The 21969-nt window shown below is 72.5% G+C and carries 17 protein-coding genes and 1 pseudogene; 8 read left to right on the top strand and 10 right to left on the bottom strand.

The features are described 5' to 3' along the window. Positions 1-12: 12 nt before the first annotated feature. Both FDM97_RS00540 and pdhA read right to left on the bottom strand, forming a co-directional pair. Positions 13-993: an alpha-ketoacid dehydrogenase subunit beta gene (locus FDM97_RS00540; RefSeq protein WP_137988308.1), complete on the bottom strand. Its 981-nt coding sequence runs from the start codon at positions 991-993 to the stop codon at positions 13-15. A 2-nt stretch (positions 994-995) separates the two neighbouring features. Then, entirely contained in the window at positions 996-2168 is a 1173-nt protein-coding gene (pdhA, locus tag FDM97_RS00535) for a pyruvate dehydrogenase (acetyl-transferring) E1 component subunit alpha (protein WP_137988307.1), read from the bottom strand. Between the two features lie 360 nt (positions 2169-2528). Between pdhA and FDM97_RS00530 the strand changes: the two genes are divergently transcribed. From FDM97_RS00530 to FDM97_RS00520, 3 genes and pseudogenes are all read left to right on the top strand, one after another. Then, positions 2529-3188, top strand: a complete 660-nt coding sequence (locus FDM97_RS00530; protein WP_137988306.1) for a response regulator — start codon at positions 2529-2531, stop codon at positions 3186-3188. 97 nt (positions 3189-3285) lie between these two features. After that, positions 3286-3669 (top strand): annotated as a pseudogene (locus FDM97_RS00525) (pyridoxamine 5'-phosphate oxidase family protein); the annotation flags it as partial. 156 nt (positions 3670-3825) lie between these two features. Beyond that, complete coding sequence (locus FDM97_RS00520) at positions 3826-4854, top strand: phosphotransferase (protein ID WP_137988304.1); 1029 nt, start codon at positions 3826-3828, stop codon at positions 4852-4854. Positions 4855-4866: 12 nt separating this feature from the next. Here the strand turns inward: FDM97_RS00520 and FDM97_RS00515 are convergent, their stop codons facing one another. After that, the gene (locus FDM97_RS00515; protein ID WP_137988303.1) at positions 4867-6516 is read right to left on the bottom strand and encodes a protein kinase domain-containing protein; all 1650 of its coding nucleotides are present in this window, start codon (positions 6514-6516) and stop codon (positions 4867-4869) included. A gap of 271 nt (positions 6517-6787) precedes the next feature. Here FDM97_RS00515 and FDM97_RS00510 point away from each other — a divergent pair, with 271 nt between their 5' ends. Then, a complete protein-coding gene (locus FDM97_RS00510; protein WP_137988302.1) occupies positions 6788-8416 on the top strand; it encodes a protein kinase domain-containing protein in 1629 nt (542 codons plus the stop codon). Positions 8417-8555: 139 nt separating this feature from the next. Here FDM97_RS00510 and FDM97_RS00505 read toward each other — a convergent pair whose 3' ends face one another. Further along, complete coding sequence (locus FDM97_RS00505; RefSeq protein ID WP_137988301.1) at positions 8556-9191, bottom strand: hypothetical protein; 636 nt, start codon at positions 9189-9191, stop codon at positions 8556-8558. Between the two features lie 206 nt (positions 9192-9397). Between FDM97_RS00505 and FDM97_RS00500 the strand changes: the two genes are divergently transcribed. From FDM97_RS00500 to FDM97_RS00485, 4 genes are all read left to right on the top strand, one after another. Then, complete coding sequence (locus FDM97_RS00500; RefSeq protein WP_137988300.1) at positions 9398-10030, top strand: PadR family transcriptional regulator; 633 nt, start codon at positions 9398-9400, stop codon at positions 10028-10030. 160 nt (positions 10031-10190) lie between these two features. Continuing rightward, positions 10191-10925, top strand: coding sequence for an ABC transporter ATP-binding protein (locus FDM97_RS00495; protein WP_137988299.1), 735 nt, complete (start codon positions 10191-10193; stop codon positions 10923-10925). Next, positions 10922-13783: an FtsX-like permease family protein gene (locus FDM97_RS00490; protein WP_137988298.1), complete on the top strand. Its 2862-nt coding sequence runs from the start codon at positions 10922-10924 to the stop codon at positions 13781-13783. The genes FDM97_RS00495 and FDM97_RS00490 overlap by 4 nt, the downstream gene beginning before the upstream one ends. 96 nt (positions 13784-13879) lie before the next feature. Further along, on the top strand, positions 13880-14428 hold the full coding sequence (locus FDM97_RS00485) for a bacterial proteasome activator family protein (protein ID WP_137988297.1): 549 nt from the start codon (positions 13880-13882) through the stop codon (positions 14426-14428). 234 nt (positions 14429-14662) lie between these two features. Here FDM97_RS00485 and FDM97_RS00480 read toward each other — a convergent pair whose 3' ends face one another. The 6 genes from FDM97_RS00480 to FDM97_RS00455 all read right to left on the bottom strand — a co-directional run bounded on the left by FDM97_RS00480 (position 14663) and on the right by FDM97_RS00455 (position 21961). Further along, a complete protein-coding gene (locus tag FDM97_RS00480) occupies positions 14663-15649 on the bottom strand; it encodes an NAD(P)H-quinone oxidoreductase (RefSeq protein ID WP_137988296.1) in 987 nt (328 codons plus the stop codon). A 10-nt stretch (positions 15650-15659) separates the two neighbouring features. Continuing rightward, the gene (locus FDM97_RS00475; RefSeq protein ID WP_137994577.1) at positions 15660-16718 is read right to left on the bottom strand and encodes a potassium channel family protein; all 1059 of its coding nucleotides are present in this window, start codon (positions 16716-16718) and stop codon (positions 15660-15662) included. A 20-nt stretch (positions 16719-16738) separates the two neighbouring features. Beyond that, positions 16739-18061 carry a molybdopterin molybdotransferase MoeA gene (locus FDM97_RS00470; protein WP_137988295.1) on the bottom strand — a complete coding sequence of 441 codons (1323 nt, stop codon included), beginning with the start codon at positions 18059-18061 and terminating at the stop codon, positions 16739-16741. Continuing rightward, positions 18058-18921 carry a DUF6457 domain-containing protein gene (locus FDM97_RS00465; RefSeq protein WP_137988294.1) on the bottom strand — a complete coding sequence of 288 codons (864 nt, stop codon included), beginning with the start codon at positions 18919-18921 and terminating at the stop codon, positions 18058-18060. The genes FDM97_RS00470 and FDM97_RS00465 overlap by 4 nt, the downstream gene beginning before the upstream one ends. Positions 18922-19559: 638 nt before the next feature. After that, the gene (locus FDM97_RS00460) at positions 19560-20954 is read right to left on the bottom strand and encodes a dihydrolipoamide acetyltransferase family protein (RefSeq protein ID WP_137988293.1); all 1395 of its coding nucleotides are present in this window, start codon (positions 20952-20954) and stop codon (positions 19560-19562) included. After that, positions 20954-21961 (bottom strand): alpha-ketoacid dehydrogenase subunit beta, encoded by a 1008-nt coding sequence (locus tag FDM97_RS00455; RefSeq protein ID WP_175439357.1) that lies wholly within the window; start codon positions 21959-21961, stop codon positions 20954-20956. Before FDM97_RS00455 ends, FDM97_RS00460 begins: the two co-directional genes overlap by 1 nt. Positions 21962-21969 lie beyond the last annotated feature (8 nt).

Below are 21969 nucleotides of genomic sequence, written 5' to 3'. Positions count from 1 at the left end.
ACGATGCTCTCCTCAGTACGCCAGCGAGCGGTCGACGGCGTCGAGCACGCGGTCCAGGCCCGGCAGGTACTCCTCCTCCAGGCGCGCCGGCGGATACGGCGCGTGGTAGCCGCCGACCCGCAGGACGGGGGCCTCCAGGTGGTAGAAGCAGCGCTCGGTGATCCGGGCGGCGATCTCCGCGCCGGAGCCGTAGAAGACCGGGGCCTCGTGGACCACGACCAGGTGGCGGGTCTTCTCGACCGAGGTCTGGATCGTGTCGAAGTCGATCGGGGACATCGAGCGCAGGTCCAGGACCTCCACCGACTTGCCCTCCTCCTGGGCGGCCGCGGCGGCCTCCAGACAGACCTTCACCATCGGGCCGTACGCGGCGAGCGTGAGGTCGCTGCCCTCGCGCGCCACCCGCGCCTTGTGCAGCTCGCCCGGGATGGCCTCGGTGTCGACCTCGCCCTTGTCCCAGTAGCGGCGCTTGGGCTCGAAGAAGATGACCGGGTCGTCGCTCTGGATGGCCTGCTGGAGCATCCAGTACGCGTCGGAGGAGGTCGAGGGCGAGACCACCTTGAGGCCCGCGACGTGCGCGAAGAGCGCCTCGGGGGACTCGGAGTGGTGCTCCACCGCGCCGATGCCGCCGCCGTAGGGGATACGGACGACGACCGGCAGCTTGATCTTGCCGAGCGCGCGGGCGTGCATCTTGGCGAGCTGGGTGACGATCTGGTCGTACGCGGGGAAGACGAAACCGTCGAACTGGATCTCCACGACGGGCCGGTAGCCGCGCAGGGCCAGACCGATCGCGGTGCCGACGATGCCGGACTCGGCGAGCGGGGTGTCGATGACCCGGTCCTCGCCGAAGTCCTTCTGCAGACCGTCGGTGACCCGGAAGACACCGCCGAGCTTGCCGACGTCCTCGCCCATGATCAGGACCTTGGGGTCGGACTCCAGGGCCTTGCGGAGCGACTCGTTGAGCGCCTTGGCCAGGGGAAGCTTCTGTACAGCCATGGTTACTTGACCTCGCCATCCGCGAACGACGCCTGGTACGCGGCGAACTGCGCGCGCTCCTCGTCGACGAGCGCGTGCCCGTCGGCGTAGACATTCTCGAAGATCGCCATGTGATCCGGGTCGGGCATGGAACGGACGGCCTCGCGGACGCGCTTGCCGAGCGTCTCGCTCTCCTCCTCCAGGGCGTCGAAGAAGGCCGCGTCGGCGTGCCCCTCGCGCTCCAGGTACGCCCTGAGCCGCAGGATCGGGTCCTTCGCCTCCCAGGCCTCGCGCTCCTCGTCGGCGCGGTACTTGGTCGGGTCGTCGGAGGTGGTGTGGGCGCCCATGCGGTAGGTGAACGCCTCGACCAGGGTCGGGCCCTCGCCGCGGCGGGCACGCTCGAGCGCCCACCGGGTCACGGCCAGGCACGCGAGGACGTCGTTGCCGTCGACGCGGACGCCGGGGAAGCCGAAGCCCTGCGCGCGCTGGTAGAGCGGCACGCGCATCTGCTTCTCGGTGGGCTCGGAGATCGCCCACTGGTTGTTCTGGCAGAAGAACACGACCGGGGCGTTGTAGACCGCGGAGAAGGTGAAGGACTCGGCGACATCGCCCTGGCTGGACGCGCCGTCGCCGAAGTACGCGATCACGGCCGAGTCCGCGCCGTCCTTGGCGACGCCCATGGCGTAGCCGGTGGCGTGCAGGGTCTGCGAGCCGATGACGATCGTGTACAGGTGGAAGTTGTTGCTGTTGGGGTCCCAGCCTCCGTGGTTCACACCGCGGAACATGCCCAGCAGGTTCGCCGGGTCGACCCCGCGGCACCAGGCGACGCCGTGCTCCCGGTATGTCGGGAAGACGTAGTCGTCGTCGCGCAGCGCGCGGGCGGAGCCGATCTGCGCGGCCTCCTGGCCGAGCAGCGACGCCCACAGGCCCAGCTCGCCCTGACGCTGCAGGGAGGTGGCCTCGGCGTCGAAGCGGCGGGTGAGAACCATGTCGCGATAGAGGCCGCGCAGCTCGTCGGCGCTCAGATCGATGTCGTAATCGGGGTGCTGGACGCGCTCCCCTTCAGGCGTCAGCAGCTGAACGAGCTCGGGCTCGGAAGTCTGGGACTTCTTGGCGCCCGCGCTGGCGCTGGCAGTGCGCTTGGTGCCGCTGCTGCGTCGCGTCGTCTTGCGCGCGGCAGTGCTCTCCACGGTCACGTGCGTGCTCCTCCGTCGGTCCGGCCCCCGGGGTTGCCGGGAAAGGCCTGGGGTCCCCCCTACCGCTAGGTAAGGGGAGGCTCGCCTTGTCCGTACTCGCGCACGGGGTGGGTGCGACTCGGCCGGGGTCAGGCGTGACAGGTGCCCCGGCGAGCGCCCTGTCATAGGCACGTTACCCAGTGCGCCGCATTCCTGCGAAACCCCAATTGACCTGCGATTTTGCTTGGATTTCCAAGTAAATCGAGTAACGGGGGAACGAAGCTGGTCAGCGCGGTGCAACGGCCACGGGGCCGCCGGAACACCGGCACGTTATCCCGCCACCCCCGGGCACGGGAAGAGCCAATATGTGAGACTGGCCCCGTGCGCGAAGATGGAAAAATCCGTGTATTTCTGTTGGATGACCACGAGGTCGTGCGGCGCGGCGTCCACGAGCTGCTCTCCGTCGAGGACGACATCGAGGTGGTCGGCGAGGCCGGAACAGCGGCGGATGCCCTGGTCAGGATCCCGGCGACCCATCCCGACGTGGCCGTGCTCGACGTCCGGCTGCCGGACGGCAGCGGCGTCGAGGTCTGCCGTGAGGTCCGTTCGCAGAACGAGGACATCAAGTGCCTGATGCTGACCTCGTACGCCGACGACGAGGCGCTCTTCGACGCGATCATGGCCGGGGCCTCGGGATATGTCCTCAAGGCCATCCGCGGCAATGAGCTCCTTTCGGCGGTACGGGACGTGGCCGCCGGCAAATCCCTGCTCGATCCGGTCGCGACCGCCCGCGTTCTGGAACGTCTACGCGACGGAAACAACCCGAAGGGTGACGACAAGCTCGCCAACCTGACGGAACAGGAGCGCAAGATCCTGGATCTGATCGGCGAGGGACTGACCAACCGGGTCATTGGAGAGCGGCTCCACCTCGCGGAGAAGACGATCAAGAACTATGTCTCCAGCCTGCTGTCGAAGCTGGGCATGGAGCGGCGTTCGCAGGCCGCGGCGTACGTGGCCCGCATGCAGGCCGAGCGGCACTGAGCCCGGCCCGGCGGCCCCGATTCAGGACCTACGTCCTCCCCGAACCGGGGCAGGCGCCCCTTTTCCGGCACAGTGCCCGTGGCGGAGAGTGGAAGCCATGTCCACCGAGGAGATCCGCGCCATCGAGCTGCTGAACCGTGTGTCGTACGGCCGGGTGGCGACGAGCATGCGCGCGATGCCGTTCGTCGCGCCCGCCCGGCACATCGTGGACGACGGCCGCGTCCTGCTCCGCATGCACCGGGGCCTCGGATACCACCGGGCCTGCGCGGGCAGCGTCGTCGCCTACGGCGCGGACAACCTCAACTCCGGCGCCGAGAATCTCTGGTCCGTGCAGTTCACCGGGGCCGCGGAGGTCGTCGAGCCGACCGAGGAACAGCTGGCGGCCTTCGGCCCCGCGCCTCAGGTCGTGGACGGGGAGCCCTTCGACCCGGTCTTCATGCGCATCGAGCCCCGGTTCGTGACCGTGCACCAGCTTGACTACACCCTGGACGCCGATGTCGACCACAGCCCGGCTCCCGACCCAGCCCCCGGCGCGGAGCACAGCGGGGAGCACAGCGGGGAGCACAGCGGGGAGCGCACCGGGGAGCGCACCGGGGAGCGACAACTCCCCCACGTAGCGTGATCTAACATCTGGCGAGTGCCGCGCTCATCTGAACCGCTCGCGCTCGCGCCCACCCCGCCCGTCGGCGCCCTGCTGCGCCGCTACCGGCAGGCCGGCGAGCCACTCTCCTGCGAACCCGTCACCCAGGGCCTCCTCAACCGCGGCTACCGCCTCGCCACCACCCGCGGCGCCTACTTCCTCAAGCAGCACCTCGACGCCCCGACCGCCGACCGGGACACCATCAGCCGCCAGCACCGCGCCACCCAGCGCCTGCACGCCCTCGGCCTGCCCGTCGCCCCGCCCCTCGCCGACTCCGCCGGCCGCACCGTCGCCGTGATCGGCGGCCGCTGCTACGCCCTGCACCCCTGGATCGACGGCCGCCACCGCGACGGCGCCCAGCTCTCCGCCGGCGGATCGCGGCGCCTGGGCGCGCTCCTCGGGCACGTCCACACCTGCCTGGAGCAGGTGATGGAGTCCCCGCCCCCCGGCGCGGAGCACGAGAGCGCGCGCCCCGAGGACACCTTTCGCCTCATCGACGAGTTGCTCCGCCTCGCCCGCGCCCGCCGCCCCCGCACCGGCTTCGACGAGCTGGCCGTGCACCGGCTGCTCGAACGCCGGGTGCTCCTCGCCGAGCACGCCCACCGCCGCCCCCCGCCCGCCGCGGCGGCCGGCTGGGTGCACGGCGACTTCCACCCGCTCAACCTGCTCTACCGGGGCGCGGAACCGGCCGCGATCGTCGACTGGGACCGCCTGGGCGTCCAGCCGCGGGCCGAGGAGGCGGTCAGGGCCGCCGCCATCTTCTTCGTACGGCCAGCGGGCGAGTTGGCGCTCGGGAAGGTACGGGCCTACGCGCGCGCCTACCGCCGGGCGGCGGGCGCGGACGGGGCGGAGCTGGCGTCGGCGGTGCACCGGGTGTGGTGGGAGCGGCTCAACGACTTCTGGATACTGCGCTGGCGCTACCAGCTCCACGACCGAAGGGCCGACCCGCAGTTCCCTGCGGCGTCGGCCCTGGCGGTGTGGTGGACCCGCGAATACGAGGCGGTACGCGACGCGTTCGCGGGATGAGGGGACGGGGTGTCAGTTCCCGGTGCCGGTACCGCCGTCGGTGGTACCCGCGGTCGTACCGGTGGACGTGCCCGTCGTCGTGCCCGCGTTGGTGTTGCCCGTCGTCGTGCCCGCGTTGGTGCTGCCCTCAGTGGTGCCCTCGGTGTCCGTACCGCCGTCCGTCGGATCCGTCGGCGGCTGCGACGGCTTCGTCGACGGCGTGGTCGGGCTCGACGGCTTGTCCGACGGGGTCTGCGACGGCGTCTGGGACGGCGTCTGCGAGGGGGTGTACGACGGCGTCGTCCAGGTGTCCTGGTCCCCGCCCGTCGAGGTGTCGGGCTCGTGCGTCTCCTGCGAGGGCGTCTCCTGGGAGGGCGCCGGCGACTCCTGGGACGCGGACGGCGAGTTCGTGACCGCCGGCGGATTCTTCGTCCCGCTGTTGTCGGCGGCCTTGTCGAGCGCGTACGCCACGCCCGCCACGATCGCGATCAGCGCGAGCGCCAGGAACAGCAGCACCTTGCCGCGGCCGCCCCTGCCGCCGCCGCCCTGCCCGTAGCCGTTGTGGCTGCCGTGACCGCCGTAGCCGCCGTCGTACCCGCCGACCCCGCCGGCCGCTCCGTCGTCGGGGTTCCTCGGCGGAAGGATCGGGCCCTGCGCGGTCTCGTGGTGCATCGGATGCCCCATGACCGACGTGGCGCCGACGCCGCCTGCCGGGGTGTGGCCGCCCTCGTGGACCTCCACGGGACCGGTGTTCCACGTGCCCGTGTGGGCGCCCTGCTGCTGCAGCATCTGCAGGCCGTACTGGATCAGCCCGCGCATCTCCTCGGCGCTCTGGAACCGGTCGTCCGGGTCCTTCGCCAGCGAGCGCATCACCAGACCGTCGAGCTCCGGCGGCGCCGCGTGCGCGACCTCGGACGGCGGGACCGGGGCGTCCTGGACATGCTGGTAGACCACCGAGAGCGGGGTCTCACCGGTGAACGGGGGCCGCAGCGCGAGCAGTTCGTACAGCAGGCAGCCCGTGGCGTACAGGTCGGAACGGTGGTCCACGGCCTTGCCGAGCGCCTGTTCGGGGGAGAGGTACTGCGGCGTGCCCATGACCATGCCGGTCTGGGTCATCGTCGACTGCGCGCCGTGCAGGGCGCGCGCGATGCCGAAGTCCATCACCTTCACCGCGCCGGTGTGCGTGATGATGACGTTCGCGGGCTTGATGTCGCGGTGCACGATGCCGTGCTGGTGCGAGTACGCGAGCGCCTCCAGGACGCCCGAGACGATGATCAGGGCCTGCTCCGGGCCCGGCGCCTCCGCGCTGATCAGCAGGTCGCGGATGGTGCGGCCCTCGACCAGCTCCATCACGATGTACGGGACGGAGTGGTCGCCCACGACGTCCTCGCCGGAGTCGTACACCGCCACGATGGCGTGGTGGTTGAGCCCGGCGACCGACTGCGCCTCGCGCGTGAAGCGGGCCTTGGAGACCGGGTCCTCGGCGAGGTCGGAGCGGAGCAGCTTGACGGCGACCGTGCGGCCCAGGCGGACGTCCTCGGCGGCGAACACCTCGGCCATGCCGCCGCGTCCCAGACGGTGCGTCAGCCGGTACCGTCCGTCACCGACCACTCCGCCGACGCCCCAGGACTCCGCAGCGGCGCCCGACAGGCCGCCGCCGCCCGCTTCGGATTCGGGTGCCATCAGTCCTCGCCGTCATGTGTCTATCGTGTGGTGCCGTACCGCCGTCACGCTACAGGCTTCGTCCGACATCACGGTCCGAGATGGACCGGCCATCCAACCCCGACCGCGTACGCCTGTGCAAATTCCAGGCAGTTCCTGTAACGCTTGCGAGACGCTTCTTACGCGGAGGGTCACGGAACGGGCACCTGGCTTGACGTGTCACTGCCCTGGGGCAGACTTGGCCAGGAAATTCCGGAATCAGCGCCGCCACGCGCGCGTAGGGGGAGCACGAATGAGCCAGGACGGCGCACAGGGCCGCTATGCGGGCGGTTCGGTCGCGAACGGCCGGTACCAGCTTCGCGACCTGCTCGGCGAAGGCGGCATGGCCTCCGTCTACCTCGCCTACGACAGCGCGCTCGACCGGCAGGTCGCCATCAAGACGCTGCACACGGAGCTCGGCCGGGAACAGTCGTTCCGCGAGCGGTTCCGGCGCGAGGCGCAGGCGGTCGCGAAGCTGTCGCACACCAACATCGTCTCGGTCTTCGACACCGGCGAGGACACCCTCGACGGCGCCGTCATGCCGTACATCGTCATGGAGTACGTGGAGGGCCAGCCGCTCGGCTCGGTTCTCGCCTCCGACGTACGGCAGTTCGGCGCGATGCCGGCCGACAAGGCGCTGAAGGTGACGGCCGATGTGCTGGCCGCGCTCGAGACCAGCCATGAAATGGGCCTGGTCCACCGGGACATCAAGCCGGGCAACGTGATGATGACCAAGCGCGGCGTGGTCAAGGTCATGGACTTCGGCATCGCGCGCGCCATGCAGTCCGGTGTCACGTCGATGACGCAGACCGGCATGGTCGTCGGCACCCCGCAGTACCTCTCCCCCGAGCAGGCCCTGGGCCGCGCGGTGGACGCCCGCTCCGACCTGTACTCGGTCGGCATCATGCTCTTCCAGCTCCTGACGGGCCGGCTGCCGTTCGACGCGGACTCGCCGCTGGCCATCGCGTACGCACATGTCCAGGAGGAGCCGGTCGCGCCGTCCTCCATCAACCGCTCGGTGACCCCGGGGATGGACGCGCTCGTCGCCCGCGCGCTCAAGAAGAACCCGAACGAGCGTTTTCCGAGCGCGGCCGCGATGCAGGACGAGTGCCTGCGGGTGCTGTCGGCGGGCCAGACGGGCGCGCCGGTGATCGTGTCGGGCGGTCCGGTCAGCAGCGGCTCGGGGGTGGGCTCGGCGGTCTTCCCGCCGGTCGGCCAGACCCCGCCGCCCGCGACGCACGGGGTGCAGCAGCCGTACCAGCCGCACACGCCGCAGCCGGGTCCGTACGGTCCCCCGACGCCGGCCCCTTCCTACGGCTACCCGCAGCAGGCCCCGACCCCGCCTCCGGCGCCGGTCTACCAGACGCCCACGCCCGGTCCGTACACGATGCAGCCGCAGCAGCCGCAGCAGTCGTCGGTGGCGACGACGAGCGGTGGGTCGAAGCGGAACATGCCGGTGGTCGTGGGGGCGATCGTCGTGGTGCTGGTCGCGATCGGCGGTGTGATCACGGCGATCTCGCTCGACAAGGACGAGGACCCGACCGGGGCCGCGGGCGGGTCGGGCCAGACCGAGACGGCGGTCCCGGGTCACAGGGGTCCGGACCTCTCCAAGACCATCGAGACGAAGAAGTGCACCGAGCCGCGGGAGTCGGACGACGACCCGTCGAAGTTCGAGGTCCCGAACTTCACGTACAAGAACATCACCTCGGTGAAGGAGTGCGTCCAGGCCGCGGGCTGGAAGATCACGACGCAGACCCCGGTGGACGAGAACACGTACGGCGAGGGCACCGTCCTGGAGCAGTACCCGCCGGTCGGTGAGGACGTCGACAAGGACGGCGCCGAGTTCACGCTCAAGATCTCGACGGGCAACCCGCCGCAGTAGCACCGGGCGGGACCGGGCCGGTGCGCCCCACTCCCGGCACCGGTGCCCCGGGTGCCGGTGCCCCGGGTGCCGGATATGCCCCGACATGTGACGCTGAGTCCAAGACATCGGCGGCTCGGTTGCTCGGTACGGGAGGGGGTCACCCGGTGACTCCAGGACACCGCTGCGCGCGGACGCGGACGCGGGCGATCGGCCCGGTGTTCGCGTGCTGTCTGGTGGTGGGTGCCGCACCCGTCGCGTACGGGGCCGAGAGAGGGCCGACGGCGAGCCCGACCGCCTCGGCGCCTCCGCCCTCCGCGTCGGCCGCGCCCTCGCCCTCCTCCTCGTCGACCTCCTCGGCGACCTCCTCGGCGACCTCCTCGGCGGGCAGGCCGCCCGCCCCGGCCGAGCCGTCCCCTTCGTCGTCTTCATCGTCTTCGTCGGCTTCGTCGACGAAGGGCGCCGGGAGGGGCTCCCACGGCGCTTCCGGCCACCCCGCGGCCACGGCCTCGGAGGCCGCCGTCCCCAGCCCGTCCGGCTCCCTCGCGGGGCGGCCGGCCGGCGAGGGGCGTGAACGGCCCGGGCGGCCCGCCTCGTCCACGACGCCGAGCAGTTCCGCCGCCTCGCCCGCCCCGTCACGTACCAAAACTGCAACAGCCGACACGCCCTCCGCCGAGGCGGACGCGGACGAGGAGGCGCTCGACGTCGCACCCGAGACGGAGCCCACGGCGACCGGGCCGTCGCCCGCGACCGTGCCCGCCGCCGCTCCCCGGATCAGCCAGCGGGCCGCCGGCACCAGCGCTGACCGGCAGATTCCCGCCCTCACCCTGGGCGCGGGGCTCGCACTGATGGGCCTCGGGATCGGTTTCCTCGGGGTCCGGATGCGGCGCCGCTGACGGCCGCGGCACCCCGCACACCGCCCCGTGTCCCCCTTGAGACGGACGCGGAGGTTCCGACTCAGGTCGCTTGTCGGCGCCGACATACTCGGTATACATACTGAGTATGTCGATCCGCCACGGGCTTCTCGCCCTCCTCGAACGCGGGCCCCGCTACGGCTCGCAGCTCCGTACGGAGTTCGAGTCCCGCACGGGCTCCACCTGGCCCCTCAACGTCGGGCAGGTCTACACGACCCTCAACCGTCTCGAACGGGACGGCATGGTCGCGCAGGGCGGCGAGGACGAGGCGGGCCACGCGCTCTACGCGATCACCGACAGCGGCCGCGCGGAGCTCAGGAACTGGTTCGAGAAGCCCGTGGACCGCACCAGCCCGGCCCGCGACGAGCTCGCCATCAAGCTCGCCATGGCCGTCGGCGCGCCCGGCGTCGACATCCGCGCCGTCATCCAGTCGCAGCGCCGCCACACCGTGAAGGCGATGCAGGACTACACCCGGCTCAAGGCCCAGGCGCTCGCCGCCCTCGAGCGCGGCGAGTCCAGGGAACGCGACGACGTGGCCTGGCTCCTCGTCCTGGAGCAGCTGATCTTCCAGACCGAGGCCGAGGCCCGCTGGCTGGACCACTGCGAAGCCCGGCTGATCCGGCTCTCGGGCACCGCCCCCGCCTCCCCGCCCGCCGCACCGCCTCCCACGAGCGTCGCCCCGGCGACCCAGGAGGACGCGCGCCCCGCGCCGCTGTCCTGACGCCGCGGCCCCACCTACCGCACCACCCGCACCGCACACCACACACACCACCCGCACGACCCGCACGACCAGCACCACTTCTCAACCGCTCCGTACGACACCGCACGTGACCGTCCGTCACGCGACGGTCCATCGGCGTACGCCCAAGGGGGACCCCTCCATGTCCACACAGCAGCCCGTGCTGCAACTGCAGAACCTGACCCGTGTCCACGGCTCCGGCGCCACCGAGGTGCACGCCCTGCGCGGCATCGACCTCGATGTCTTCCCCGGTGAACTCGTCGCCGTCATGGGCCCGTCCGGCTCGGGCAAGTCCACCCTGCTCACCATCGCGGGCGGCCTCGACACCCCCACCTCCGGCCGGGTGATCGTCGAGGGCACCGACATCACCACCGCCGGCCGCAAGGCCCTCGCGGCCCTGCGCCGCCGCAGCATCGGTTACGTCTTCCAGGACTACAACCTCATCCCCGCCCTCACCGCGGCCGAGAACGTGGCCCTGCCCCGCGAGCTGGACGGCACCTCCGCCCGCAAGGCGCGCGGCGAAGCCCTCGCCGCACTGGAGGAGATGGAGCTGGGCCACCTCGCCGACCGCTTCCCCGACGAGATGTCCGGCGGCCAGCAGCAGCGCGTGGCCATAGCCCGCGCCCTCGTCGGCGACCGTCGCCTCGTCCTCGCCGACGAGCCCACCGGCGCCCTGGACTCCGAGACCGGCGAGTCCGTCCTCGCCCTGCTGCGCTCCCGCTGCGACGCCGGCGCCGCAGGCGTCCTGGTCACCCACGAGCCGCGGTTCGCCGCCTGGGCCGACCGCGTCGTCTTCCTGCGGGACGGCGCCGTCGTCGACCAGACCGTACGCAGCGAGGCCGACTCGCTCCTGTCCGGCCAGGCGGCCGAGCGGTGAACAACTGGTTCCACTCCTGGCGCGCCGCGATCCGCATAGCCCGCCGCGACGCCTGGCGCTACAAGGGCCGCAGCTTCCTGGTCCTCGCGATGATCGCCCTGCCCATCCTGGGTGTGAGCGCCGCCGATCTGACCCTGCGCAGCGCCGAGCTCTCCGTCGCGGAGAAGCTCGACCGGACCCTGGGCGCGGCCGACGCCCGCTTCTTCGACGCCTTCGCCGGCGGAGTGCCGATCCTGCAGTCCCCCGACGGCGAGATGCACGCCCCGGCCAAGGACGGCGGCGACATGTCCGGGCCCGGCGGCCCGATCGATCTCACCAAGGCCATCCCGGCCGGCTCCACGGTCCTGTCGGACGCTTCGGGAAGCGCCAAACTGACGACCACGCACGGCCTGCTCCGTACCGACGTCCGTGAGCTCAAGGCCGCCGATCCGATCGCGCGGGGCATCCTCACCCTCCAGGAGGGCCGCTTCCCGCAGAAGCCGGACGAGATCGCCGCCACCACGCACTTCATGGAGTCCAGCGGTCTGACGATCGGCTCCACCCTGAGCGCGCGCGGCTTCGACCGCGCCTACCGGATCGTCGGCACGTACGAGCTGCCCGACGAGCTGAAGGCCGATCAGGTCAACGCGCTTCCCGGCGCCTTCCTGGAGCCGTACGGGAAGGCCGCAGAGAAGGCCGGTCTGCAGAAGCCCGACTTCTCGCCCAGCTACCTGGTGAAGACGCCCAGTGGTTTCACGTGGAACACGGTGCAGGAGATCAACACCAAGGGTGTGGTGGTCACGTCGCGTGCCGTCGCCCTGAACCCGCCCGCCGACTCCGAGGTTCCGCTGTACCAGAAGGAGGGCTGGGGCAACTACGGCACGTCGTCGGCCGCCCGCGCCGCCGAACTCGCCGCGGCCGGCACCGTCGTCGGTCTCGCGATGCTGGAGATCTGCCTCCTGGCCGGGCCCGCGTTCGCCGTGGGCGCCCGGCGCTCGCGCCGTCAGCTGGGCCTCGTCGGCGCCAACGGCGGCGAGCGGCGCCACATCCGGGCCATCGTGCTCAGCGGCGGCCTGGTCATCGGTGTCGCCGCGGCCGTGTCCGGCACGGTCCTCGCCCTCATCCTGACCTTCGCGCTCCAGCCGGTCCTGGAGAACGCCCTGGGGCAACGGTTCGGCAGCTTCGACATCCGCCCCCTGGAACTGCTCGGCATCGCGCTGCTCGCCGTCCTCACCGGCCTGCTGGCCGCGATCGTCCCGGCCATCACCTCGTCCCGCCAGACCGTCCTCGCCTCCCTCACCGGGCGCCGGGGTGTGCGCCGCAGCAGCCGGCTGCTTCCGCTGATCGGCCTGGGTGCCGTGCTCCTCGGCGGTGCGATCGCGCTGTACGGATCGCTCGTCACCGACCAGTTCGTCATCGTCGCGGGCGGCAGCGCCATCGCCGAGCTGGGCGTGGTCGCCCTGACCCCCGCCCTGGTGGGTCTCTTCGGCCGCACCGGCCGCTGGCTGCCGCTGTCGCCGCGCCTCGCGCTGCGGGACGCCGTGCGCAACCGGGGCCGTACGGCACCCGCCGTCGCCGCCGTGCTCGCCGCGGTGGCCGGTACCGTCGCCGTCTCCACGTACGCGGCGAGCCGCGAAGCCCAGGAGGAGGCGAACTACGAGGCCCGGCTCCCGTACGGCGCGGTCTCCGTGCTGGTGATGGAGGAAGGCGGCCGGGACCTCCCGGCGGACCGTGACGCCGTGCAGCGTCTGCTGCCCGTCGAGTCCCGCGCGGATGCCTCGCGCATCGTGGTCGGCAGGCCCACCTGCTCGCCGTACGGCGAGGACGCCCCGGGCTGCGGTGGCTACGAGGTCGTGATCCCGAAGGCCAACGAGTGCCCGCTGTGGGCCGACGCCATCGACGGCGAGGACCCGATGGCGAAGTTCTCCCGGGAGGAGCGGCAGAAACTCGCCAAGGACTGGCGGTGCCAGATGAACGAAAGCGTCGGCATGTACGTCCAGGGCGGAGTCCTCGTCGGTGACGCCTCGCTCCTGAAGATCCTCGGGATCAAGGACGCGGGCGCCGAGAAGGCCCTCGCCGAGGGCCGGATCGTCAGCTTCTCCAAGCCCCAGATCGACGACAAGGGCACGATCTCCCTCAAGCTGATCACGGACATGAACAAGGCGTACCGGGCCCAGGAGGAGGGCAAGCCCACCCCGGGCAAGATCATCAGCCTGCCCGCCTACCTGGCGCCCGCCGAGGAGAACTCGTACGGCCTGCAGGCCCTCATGACCCCGGCCGCCGCCAAGGCCGCCGGGCTGACCACGGCACCGTTCGGCACGTACTTCTCCACCGACCGGATGCCCAGCACCGAGGAGCGCCAGAAGCTCGACGGCGAGCTCGCCTCGATCGCCGGCGACGTCGATCTGCACGTGGAGGAGGGGTACGTCGGCGACAGCAGCGTCGTGCTCCTCGCCCTCGCCGTCTTCGCGGGCCTGGTCACCATCGGCGCGGCCGGAATCGCCACGGGTCTGGCGCAGGCGGACGCCGAGGCCGACCTCAAGACGCTCTCCGCGGTCGGAGCACCGCCCCGGGTCCGCCGTACGCTCAGCGGATTCCAGTGCGGGGTGGTCGCCACGATGGGTGTGCTCCTCGGGTCGGCGGCCGGTGTCCTGCCGGCGGTCGGGCTGCGGCTCACCGAGGAGCGCGAGCAGCTCCGGTGGTACGAGGAGGCGCTGGAGAACGGCTGGGGCGTCAACGAGGCCCCGCCGTACGTACCGATCGTCGTCCCCTGGGAGACGCTGGCGGCGCTCCTGGTGGTCGTACCGCTCGGAGCCGCACTCCTCGCGGCCCTGGTGACCCGCTCGCGCGGAGCCCTGGCCCGCCGCGCCGCGACCTGACCGGTTCGTTGCGTTCCTGTGCCCCTGTACGAGGGTGGATCACCTCCGTACAGGGGCACACCGTGTGGTGAAGCACGTGTGCGAGAGAATGGCGGCATGGAGATGCCGAGGAATGAACGGTCGCAGGAGAGCCCCCAGGTCCTCATCGTGGGACAGGACGGAATGGCGCTCGGCGGCACTCAGGGTGACGACGAATCCCGCGAGGTCCCGGTGACGGAAATGGTCGAGCAGCCTGCGAAGGTCATGCGCATCGGCAGCATGATCAAGCAGCTCCTGGAGGAAGTACGCGCGGCACCTCTCGACGAGGCCAGCCGCGTCAGGCTCAAGGACATCCACGCCAGCTCGGTGAAGGAGCTGGAGGACGGGCTCGCGCCGGAACTGGTCGAGGAACTGGAGCGTCTGTCCCTGCCGTTCACGGACGAGGCGATCCCCTCCGAGGCGGAACTGCGTATCGCCCAGGCTCAGTTGGTGGGCTGGCTCGAAGGCCTCTTCCACGGCATCCAGACGGCGCTGTTCGCCCAGCAGATGGCGGCCCGCGCCCAACTGGAGCAGATGCGCCGGGCGCTGCCGCCGGGCGCTCCGCACGACGATGACGACGACGACCACGGTCGCGGGCACGCGGTCCGCTCGGGCCCGTACCTGTAGGCCTCTGTCGTACGTGAGAGGGCCCGGCACACGAGGGTGTGCCGGGCTCTTTCGCGTACGGGGGTCTTTCGGGGCGCTGGGGTCTTTCGGGTGCCGGCGTACGGGCACTGCCGTACGGGCGCCGGCGTACAGGCTGCCGTACGGGCGCCGGCGTACGGGCTGTCGTACGGGCGCCGGCGTACGGGCTGTCGTACGGGCGCCGGCGTACGGGCTGGCGTACGGGCGCTGGTGGGGTCAGGCGCTCGGGGCGAGCAGCAGGACCTTGCCGACGTGCGTCCCCGAGTCCAGGGCCCGGTGGGCCTCGGCGGCGTCCCGCATCGGCACCGTACGGTCGACGACCGGGCGTACCGTGCCCGCGCCGATCAGCGGCCACACGTGCTCCCGCACCGCGGCGACGATGGCCGCCTTCTCGTGCAGCGGGCGGGCGCGCAGCGTGGTCGCCGTGATCGCCGCACGCTTGGCGAGGAGGGCGCCGATGTTCAACTCCCCCTTCACCCCGCCCTGCATGCCGATGACGGCCAGGCGCCCGTTGACCGCGAGCGCCTTCACATTGCGGTCGAGGTACTTCGCTCCGACGATGTCGAGGATCACGTCCGCGCCGGCCCCGTCCGTGGCTTTGCGCAGCTCCTCGACGAAGTCCTGCTCGCGGTAGTCGATCAGGATGTCCGCGCCCAGTTCGGCGCAGCGCGCGAGCTTCTCCGGGCCACCGGCGGTGACCGCGACCCGTGCGCCGACCGCCTTGGCCAGCTGGATCGCCATCGTGCCGATGCCGCTCGCGCCGCCGTGCACCAGCAGCGTCTCGCCGGGGCGCAGATGGGCGATCATGAAGACGTTCGACCAGACCGTGCTGGTGACCTCGGGCAGCGCCGCGGCCGTGACGAGGTCCACCCCGTCGGGCACGGGCAGCAGTTGGCCGACGGGCACGGCGACCTTCTCCGCGTAACCGCCGCCCACGAGCAGCGCACAGACCTCGTCGCCGACGGACCAGCCGGAGACCCCCGGGCCGAGCGCGGCGATCCGTCCCGAGCATTCGAGACCCGGGTAGGGAGAGGTGCCCGGCGGCGGGTCGTAGTAGCCCTGGCGCTGGAGCAGATCGGCACGGTTGACGGCGCTCGCCACCACCTCGACGAGGACCTCGCCCTCGGCGGGCACGGGATCGGGCACCTCGGCCCAGACGAGGGCTTCGGGGCCGCCGGGTTCCGGAATCGTGATCGCATGCATGGCGGCGAGGCTACTCGGGCGGGTGCGTCAGCGGAGAGACGGGCGCCGCACGCACGATCGTGATCAGACGGTCCGTCAACTGCAGGGGGCTGGCGGCGGGATCGTCGTATCCGAGCAGCCGGTGCCCGCGCAGCACGCTCACGACCAGGTCCTTGATCTCCCGTACGTTCTTGCCCACCTCGGCCTTGATGACCGGCCGCTCCACCAGGTCGAGACCCGAACCCTGCTGGATCAGGTCCTCCATCACCGTGCCGGCGCTCGGGCTGAGCACCGAGAGTCCGAGCAGCCGGCCGGCCGCACTGGCGCTGGTGATCACGGCATCGGCGCCGGACTGGCGCAGCAGCGGCGCGTTCTCCTCCTCGCGCACGGCGGCGACGATCTTCGCGCCCTTGTTGAGCTGGCGGGCGGTCAGCGTGACCAGGACGGCAGTGTCGTCACGCTGGGTGGCGATGACGATCTGGCGGGCCCTCTGCACCTCGGCGCGGAGCAGCACGTCACTGCGCGTCGCATCGCCGACGACGCCGACGAACCCGTCCGCGTTCGCCGTCTCGATCACCTTGGTGGAGGGGTCGACGATGACGATCCGGTCCTTGCGCAGCCCCGTCGCGCAGAGCGTCTGGATCGCGGAGCGGCCCTTGGTGCCGAAGCCGACGATGACGGTGTGGTCGCGCAAGGTGGACCTCCAGCGGTTCAGCCGCCACTCCTCCCGGGTCCGTTCGGTGAGGACCTCGAGAGTGGTACCGACCAGGATGATCAGAAACAGCACGCGCAGCGGTGTGACCAGCAGGATGTTGACCAGCCGGGTCGAGTCGCTGTGCGGGACGATGTCGCCGTACCCCGTGGTGGAGAGGGTCACCGTCGCGTAATACGCGCTGTCGAGGAAGTCGAGCGTGCCGTCGGCGCTGTCGTGATAGCCCCCGCGATCCAGGTAGACGATGGCGGTCGTGGCGGCCAGCACACCCAAGGCCATCAACAGCCGCTTGGCCACCTGCCGCAAGGGCTTCTCGACGATGCGGCGGGGTATCCGGACCTGGGAGGCGGACACCTTCTCGTCCGCCTGGCGGGCCATGACGTCACGGCTGGGAAGTTTCACGTGAAACACGCTCCGTGAGCGGACCCTTGAGCCGTTGCCTGCCCCGGGGACACCGGCCAGGGAAGGTCGAGGATCTCCAGCGCGTCGCCGGGTCGTGCGCCTCCGGGCGGGACCACGGCCATCCCGTCCGCCGCGGCGATGCCCCGGAGCATCGCCGGACCGTTGTAGTGCAGGGGGACGGCCTGATCGCCGTGGTGGACGATCGGGACGAGCCGGGTGTCGTGCGGATGGCCGTGCACCTCGTCCCGTACAGGCACCTGGTACGGCGGCGGGGCCGGGGCGCCGGCCAGGGAGCGGAGCAGCGGTTCGGCGAGGGTGAGCAGGCCGGAGACCGCGGCGAGCGGGTTGCCGGGCAGCCCGACAAGGAGCCGGTCCCGGTCGAGGCGCGCGAGCAGCATCGGATGGCCGGGGCGGACCTTCACCCCGTCGACCAGGAGCGTGGCTCCCGCCTTGGCGAGGACGGGGTGGACATGGTCGACGGGTCCCGCGGCCGTCCCTCCGGTGGTGATCACCAGATCCGCGGGGGAGTCGGCGACGGCCGCGGCGAGGGCGTCGGCGTCGTCGCCGATCCGTCGGGTGGCGAGCACCTCGGCTCCGAGGGCGTTCAGCCAGGGCCCGAGCATGGGGCCGAGGGCGTCGCGGATCAGCCCGTCGTGGGGGAGTCCGGCGGTCAGGAGCTCGTCGCCGAGGACGAGGATCTCCACGCGGGGGCGGGGCAGCGTCGGCAGCTCGTCGTACCCGGCGGCCGCGGCGAGGCCGAGGACGGCGGGGGTCACCGCGGTTCCGGCGGGCAGCAGGCGGTCGCCGGAGCGGCATTCCTGGCCCCGGAGGCGGATGTCCTGGCCGTGCACGACCTCGCGCCGAGCGTGGAGATGACCGGCGGCGTCGGTACGGGAGTGCTCGCTGCGGATGACCGCGGTGGTCCCGCGCGGGACGCGGGCGCCGGTGGCGATCCGTACGGCCGTGCCGTCGGCCAGCGCGGCGTCGGGTGCGTGGCCGGCGAGGACGGCCCCCTCCTCGTGGATCTCCCAGGGGCCGGGTCCCGCGACCGCCCAGCCGTCCATGGCCGAGGTGTCGAACGAGGGCAGGTCGGTGAGCGCGCGGAGCGGCTCGGCGAGCACATGGCCCAGCGCCTGCCCGAGGGGGGTGGGGCGGGGCTCGCGGGCGGCCCCGGCGCGGGCTGCGACCACCCGCGCGGCGGCCCAGGGGGTGGCCCGGTGGGCTTCGGCGGCGCGGGGCGCGGCGACGGGCGCGGCGACGAGGGCGAGCGCCTCGTCCACGCCGTCGCTGTCGGTGTCGGTGTCGCTGTCGGGTGTCATTCCGTGGCGTCCTGCTGATCGGCTTCGGCGGCCCAGCGGTTGGCGAGGGCGGCGGCCTTGCGGGCGGCCTCCGCGACGGCCTCGGGGCCGCCGTCGGCACCGGCCTTCGCCGCCGCGTACCCGACCAGGAACGTGGTCAGCGGGGCGGCGGGGCGGGCGACCCCGTGGGCGGCGTCACGGGCCAGGTCGAGCAGCACGCCGGTGTCGACGTCGATCTCGATGCCCAGCTCGGCCTTGACTGCGGTGATCCATTCGTCCAGCACGTTCCCATGCTCCCTGATACGGGCCCGGGCCGCGGCGATGTCCTCCCAGGTGTCGCAGTCGAAGGACGCCAGGGGGTCCGCGGCGACCCGGACGAGCCGCAGGCCCTGGGGGAGCAGACGCAACGGAAGGCCGGAAAGGGTGCCGTGCTCGGCGGCGATGTGCGCCAGCTCACGGCGGACGGCCTCGGCGCGGTAGGCGGCGACGAGCGGCTGGTCCCGCCCGCCTGCGTCGACCAGAAGCGCGGCCTCGGCGCCGGGCGCGGCGTCCAGGGCGTCGAGGAGCTGCCGCCCGGTCGCCTCGTCGAGGAAGGGCAGGTCGGCGGAGAGCACGAGCACGGTCCCGGCCCGGACCTCCCGCACCCCGGCATCGAGCGCGGCGAGCGGCCCCCCACCGGCCGGCTCCTCCCGGGCCCACACCACGTCCCGCACGGTCGCCCTGGATTCACCGACCACAACGGTCCGCCCGGCCCCCCGACACCCCCCCAACACCCGATCAAGCAACGCCCGCCCCCCGACGCGCACCCCAGGCTTGTCCACACCCCCGAGCCGCTTCGCGGCACCCCCGGCGAGCACGATGGCGTCATACGCGGTCGTCATCCCAGCAGTATGGTCCGCCCTCACCGCGACCGACCCCGAAGCCCCCTTCCGTCTCACGTACGGAGACAGAGGTGGGAACGGACCGCGGCCACGGGCGGTGGGGCCGCCCGACCCTGGCGGCGGGGCGCCGGCCAGGACAAACCGACGCCCGAAGACTGCGCGGTACGGAGACGCCGGGGAACAGATCGGGGCCGCAGCCGGGCCGTGTGGCAGACACCCGGAAGCCGGGCAGCCCCACCAGGGCGCCGGGGCACCCGCCGGAACAAACCGACGGCCGAAAACCGGACGGCACGGAAACGCCGGGGGGGGACGGACCGGAGCCGCGGCCGGCCGGGCCGTGTGGCAGACACCCGGAGACCGGGCCGCCCGACCCGGGCGCCGGGGCGCCGACCGGGACGAACCGACGCCCAGAGACCGGACGGTACGGAAACGCCGGGAGGAACGGACCAGGGCCGCGGCTGGCCGATCCGTGCGCCAGACGGCCGGAGACCGGGCGCTCGGGCGCCCGAGCGCCCGAGCCGGGAATCGGCGGGCCCCGCCCGGGCCTCTCGGCCATAGGCCGGAGGCCGGGGTGCTCGGGGGCTACGCCGGACGGGCTCCCCCGGCCCCGCCCGGGCGGGCGTGGCCCGCCGCCGTCGTCAGAGCGTGCGGAGCAGGACCGCGGGGTGTTCGACGCAGTCCGCGACGTAGCGGAGGAAGCCGCCCGCCGTGCCGCCGTCGCAGACCCGGTGGTCGAAGGTCAGCGACAGCTGGACGACCTGGCGGACGGCCAGTTCGCCCTCGTGGACCCACGGCTTGGGGATGATCCGGCCCACCCCGAGCATCGCCGCCTCCGGGTGGTTGATGATCGGCGTGGAGCCGTCGACCCCGAACACCCCGTAGTTGTTCAGCGTGAACGTCCCGCCGGTCAGGTCCGCCGGTGTCAGCGTGCCCTGCCGGGCGGACTCCGTCAGGCGCGCGAACTCCGCCGTCAGCGACTCCGCGGTCCGCGCACCCGCGTCCCGGACCACCGGGACGACCAGGCCGCGCTCGGTCTGGGCCGCGAACCCGAGGTGCACGGACGGCAGGCGGACGATCTCCCGGGCGGCCGTGTCCACCGTGGAGTTGAGCTCCGGGTAGCGGGCGAGCGCATGCGTGCAGATCCGGGCGAGCAGCGCGAGCAGCGAGATCTTCGTCCCGCCGGCCGCATTCATCGCGGCGCGTGCCGCCATGAGTTCGGTCGCGTCGGCGTCGACCCAGCAGGTCGCGTCCGGGATCTCCGTACGGCTGCGCGAGAGCTTGTCGGCCACGGCACCGCGGACCCCGCGCAGCGGAATCCTCTCGCCGGCGCCGGCGCCGGAGACGGCCACAGGCGCGGGCGCGACGGCTACGGCCGGGCGCTCGGCGGCGGCCACGGCCCGTTCCACGTCGACCCGCAGGATCAGCCCGTCCGGCCCCGACCCCCGCACCTCGCGCAGATCGAGCCCCTTGTCCCGGGCCAGCCTCCGCACGAGCGGCGAGATCACCGGCACCGGGCCCTCGAGGGCCACCGGCTTCACGGGCGCCGCCACCACCGGAGCCGGGGTGGCCTGGGCCTTCACCGGCGCCGCCGCCGAGGCCGGCGCGCGGCCCGCCCCCGCGGCGGGGTTGTCGTGGCGCACCCGCCGGCGGCGCGCCGCCGGTCCGGCCGTGCCGTACCCGACGAGCACGTTGCCGGAGTGCTCCGACGACTCGGCCGCCTCGGCGTTCGCGGCGGCGGCGGTTGCGGCGGTGACGGTGGCGGCGGGGACTGCCGCGGACGGATCCGCTCCCCCCACCGCGACCGTCAGCAGCGGCGCCCCGACGGGCAGTTCGGTCCCCTCCTCGCCGAAGCGGGCGGTCACCACACCCCCGTAAGGGCACGGCACCTCCACCATCGCCTTGGCGGTCTCGACCTCGACGACCGGCTGGTCGATGGCGACGACGTCGCCGACGTTCACCAGCCAGCGCACGATCTCCGCCTCGGTCAGCCCCTCGCCGAGGTCCGGCAGCTTGAACTCGAGCACCTGGGCCATCAGCTCCCCGCCTCCCACTGCAGCCGCGCCACCGCGTCGAGCACCCGGTCCACGCCCGGCAGATGGTGCCGCTCCAGCATCGGCGGCGGGTACGGGATGTCGAACCCGGCGACCCGAAGCACCGGCGCCTCCAGGTGATGGAAGCAGCGCTCGGTCACGCGCGCGGCGATCTCCCCGCCCGGCCCGCCGAACCCGGTCGACTCGTGCACGACGACCGCCCGCCCAGTGCGCCGCACCGACGCGCAGACCGTCTCGTCGTCGAACGGCACCAGCGAGCGCAGATCGACCACCTCCAGGTCCCAGCCCTCGGCCTGGGCGGCCTCGGCCGCCTCCATGCAGACCGGAACGGACGGCCCGTACGTGATCAGCGTGGCGCTGCGGCCACTGCGCCGCACCACGGCCTTGCCGATCGGCTCCACCGCCGCCGGCGCCTCCGGCGACCAGTCGGACTTCGACCAGTACAGCCGCTTGGGCTCCAGGAAGACGACCGGGTCGTCCGAGGCGATCGCCGCCCGCAGCAGCCCGTACGCGTCCTCGACCGTCGCCGGGGCGACGACATGGAGACCCGGCGTCGCCATGTAGTACGCCTCGGAGGAGTCGCTGTGGTGCTCGACACCGCCGATCCCGCCGCCGTACGGCACCCGGATCACCAGCGGCATCGGCATCGCGCCGCGCGTGCGGTTCCGCATCCGCGACACATGGCTGATCAGCTGCTCGAACGCCGGGTAGGCGAAGGCGTCGAACTGCATCTCGACGACCGGCCGCAGCCCGTACATCGCCATGCCGACGGCCGTGCCGAGGATGCCCGCCTCGGCCAGCGGCGTGTCCGTGCAGCGGTCCTCGCCGAACTCCTTGGCGAGGCCGTCCGTGACCCGGAAGACCCCGCCGAGCGTGCCGACGTCCTCGCCCATGACATGGACGGTCGGGTCCTCGGCCATCGCGTCGCGCATGGCGCGCTGCAGCGCCTGCGCCATCGTGGCGGGCTTGGCTGCGGTCCTGGTCGGCATCTTCGTCG

It is taken from the genome of Streptomyces vilmorinianum, assembly GCF_005517195.1.
Classification (GTDB): Bacteria; Actinomycetota; Actinomycetes; order Streptomycetales; family Streptomycetaceae; genus Streptomyces; species Streptomyces vilmorinianum.
Note: the sequence above shows the minus strand (reverse complement) of the source record. Positions and strands in the feature narration are given on the sequence as shown.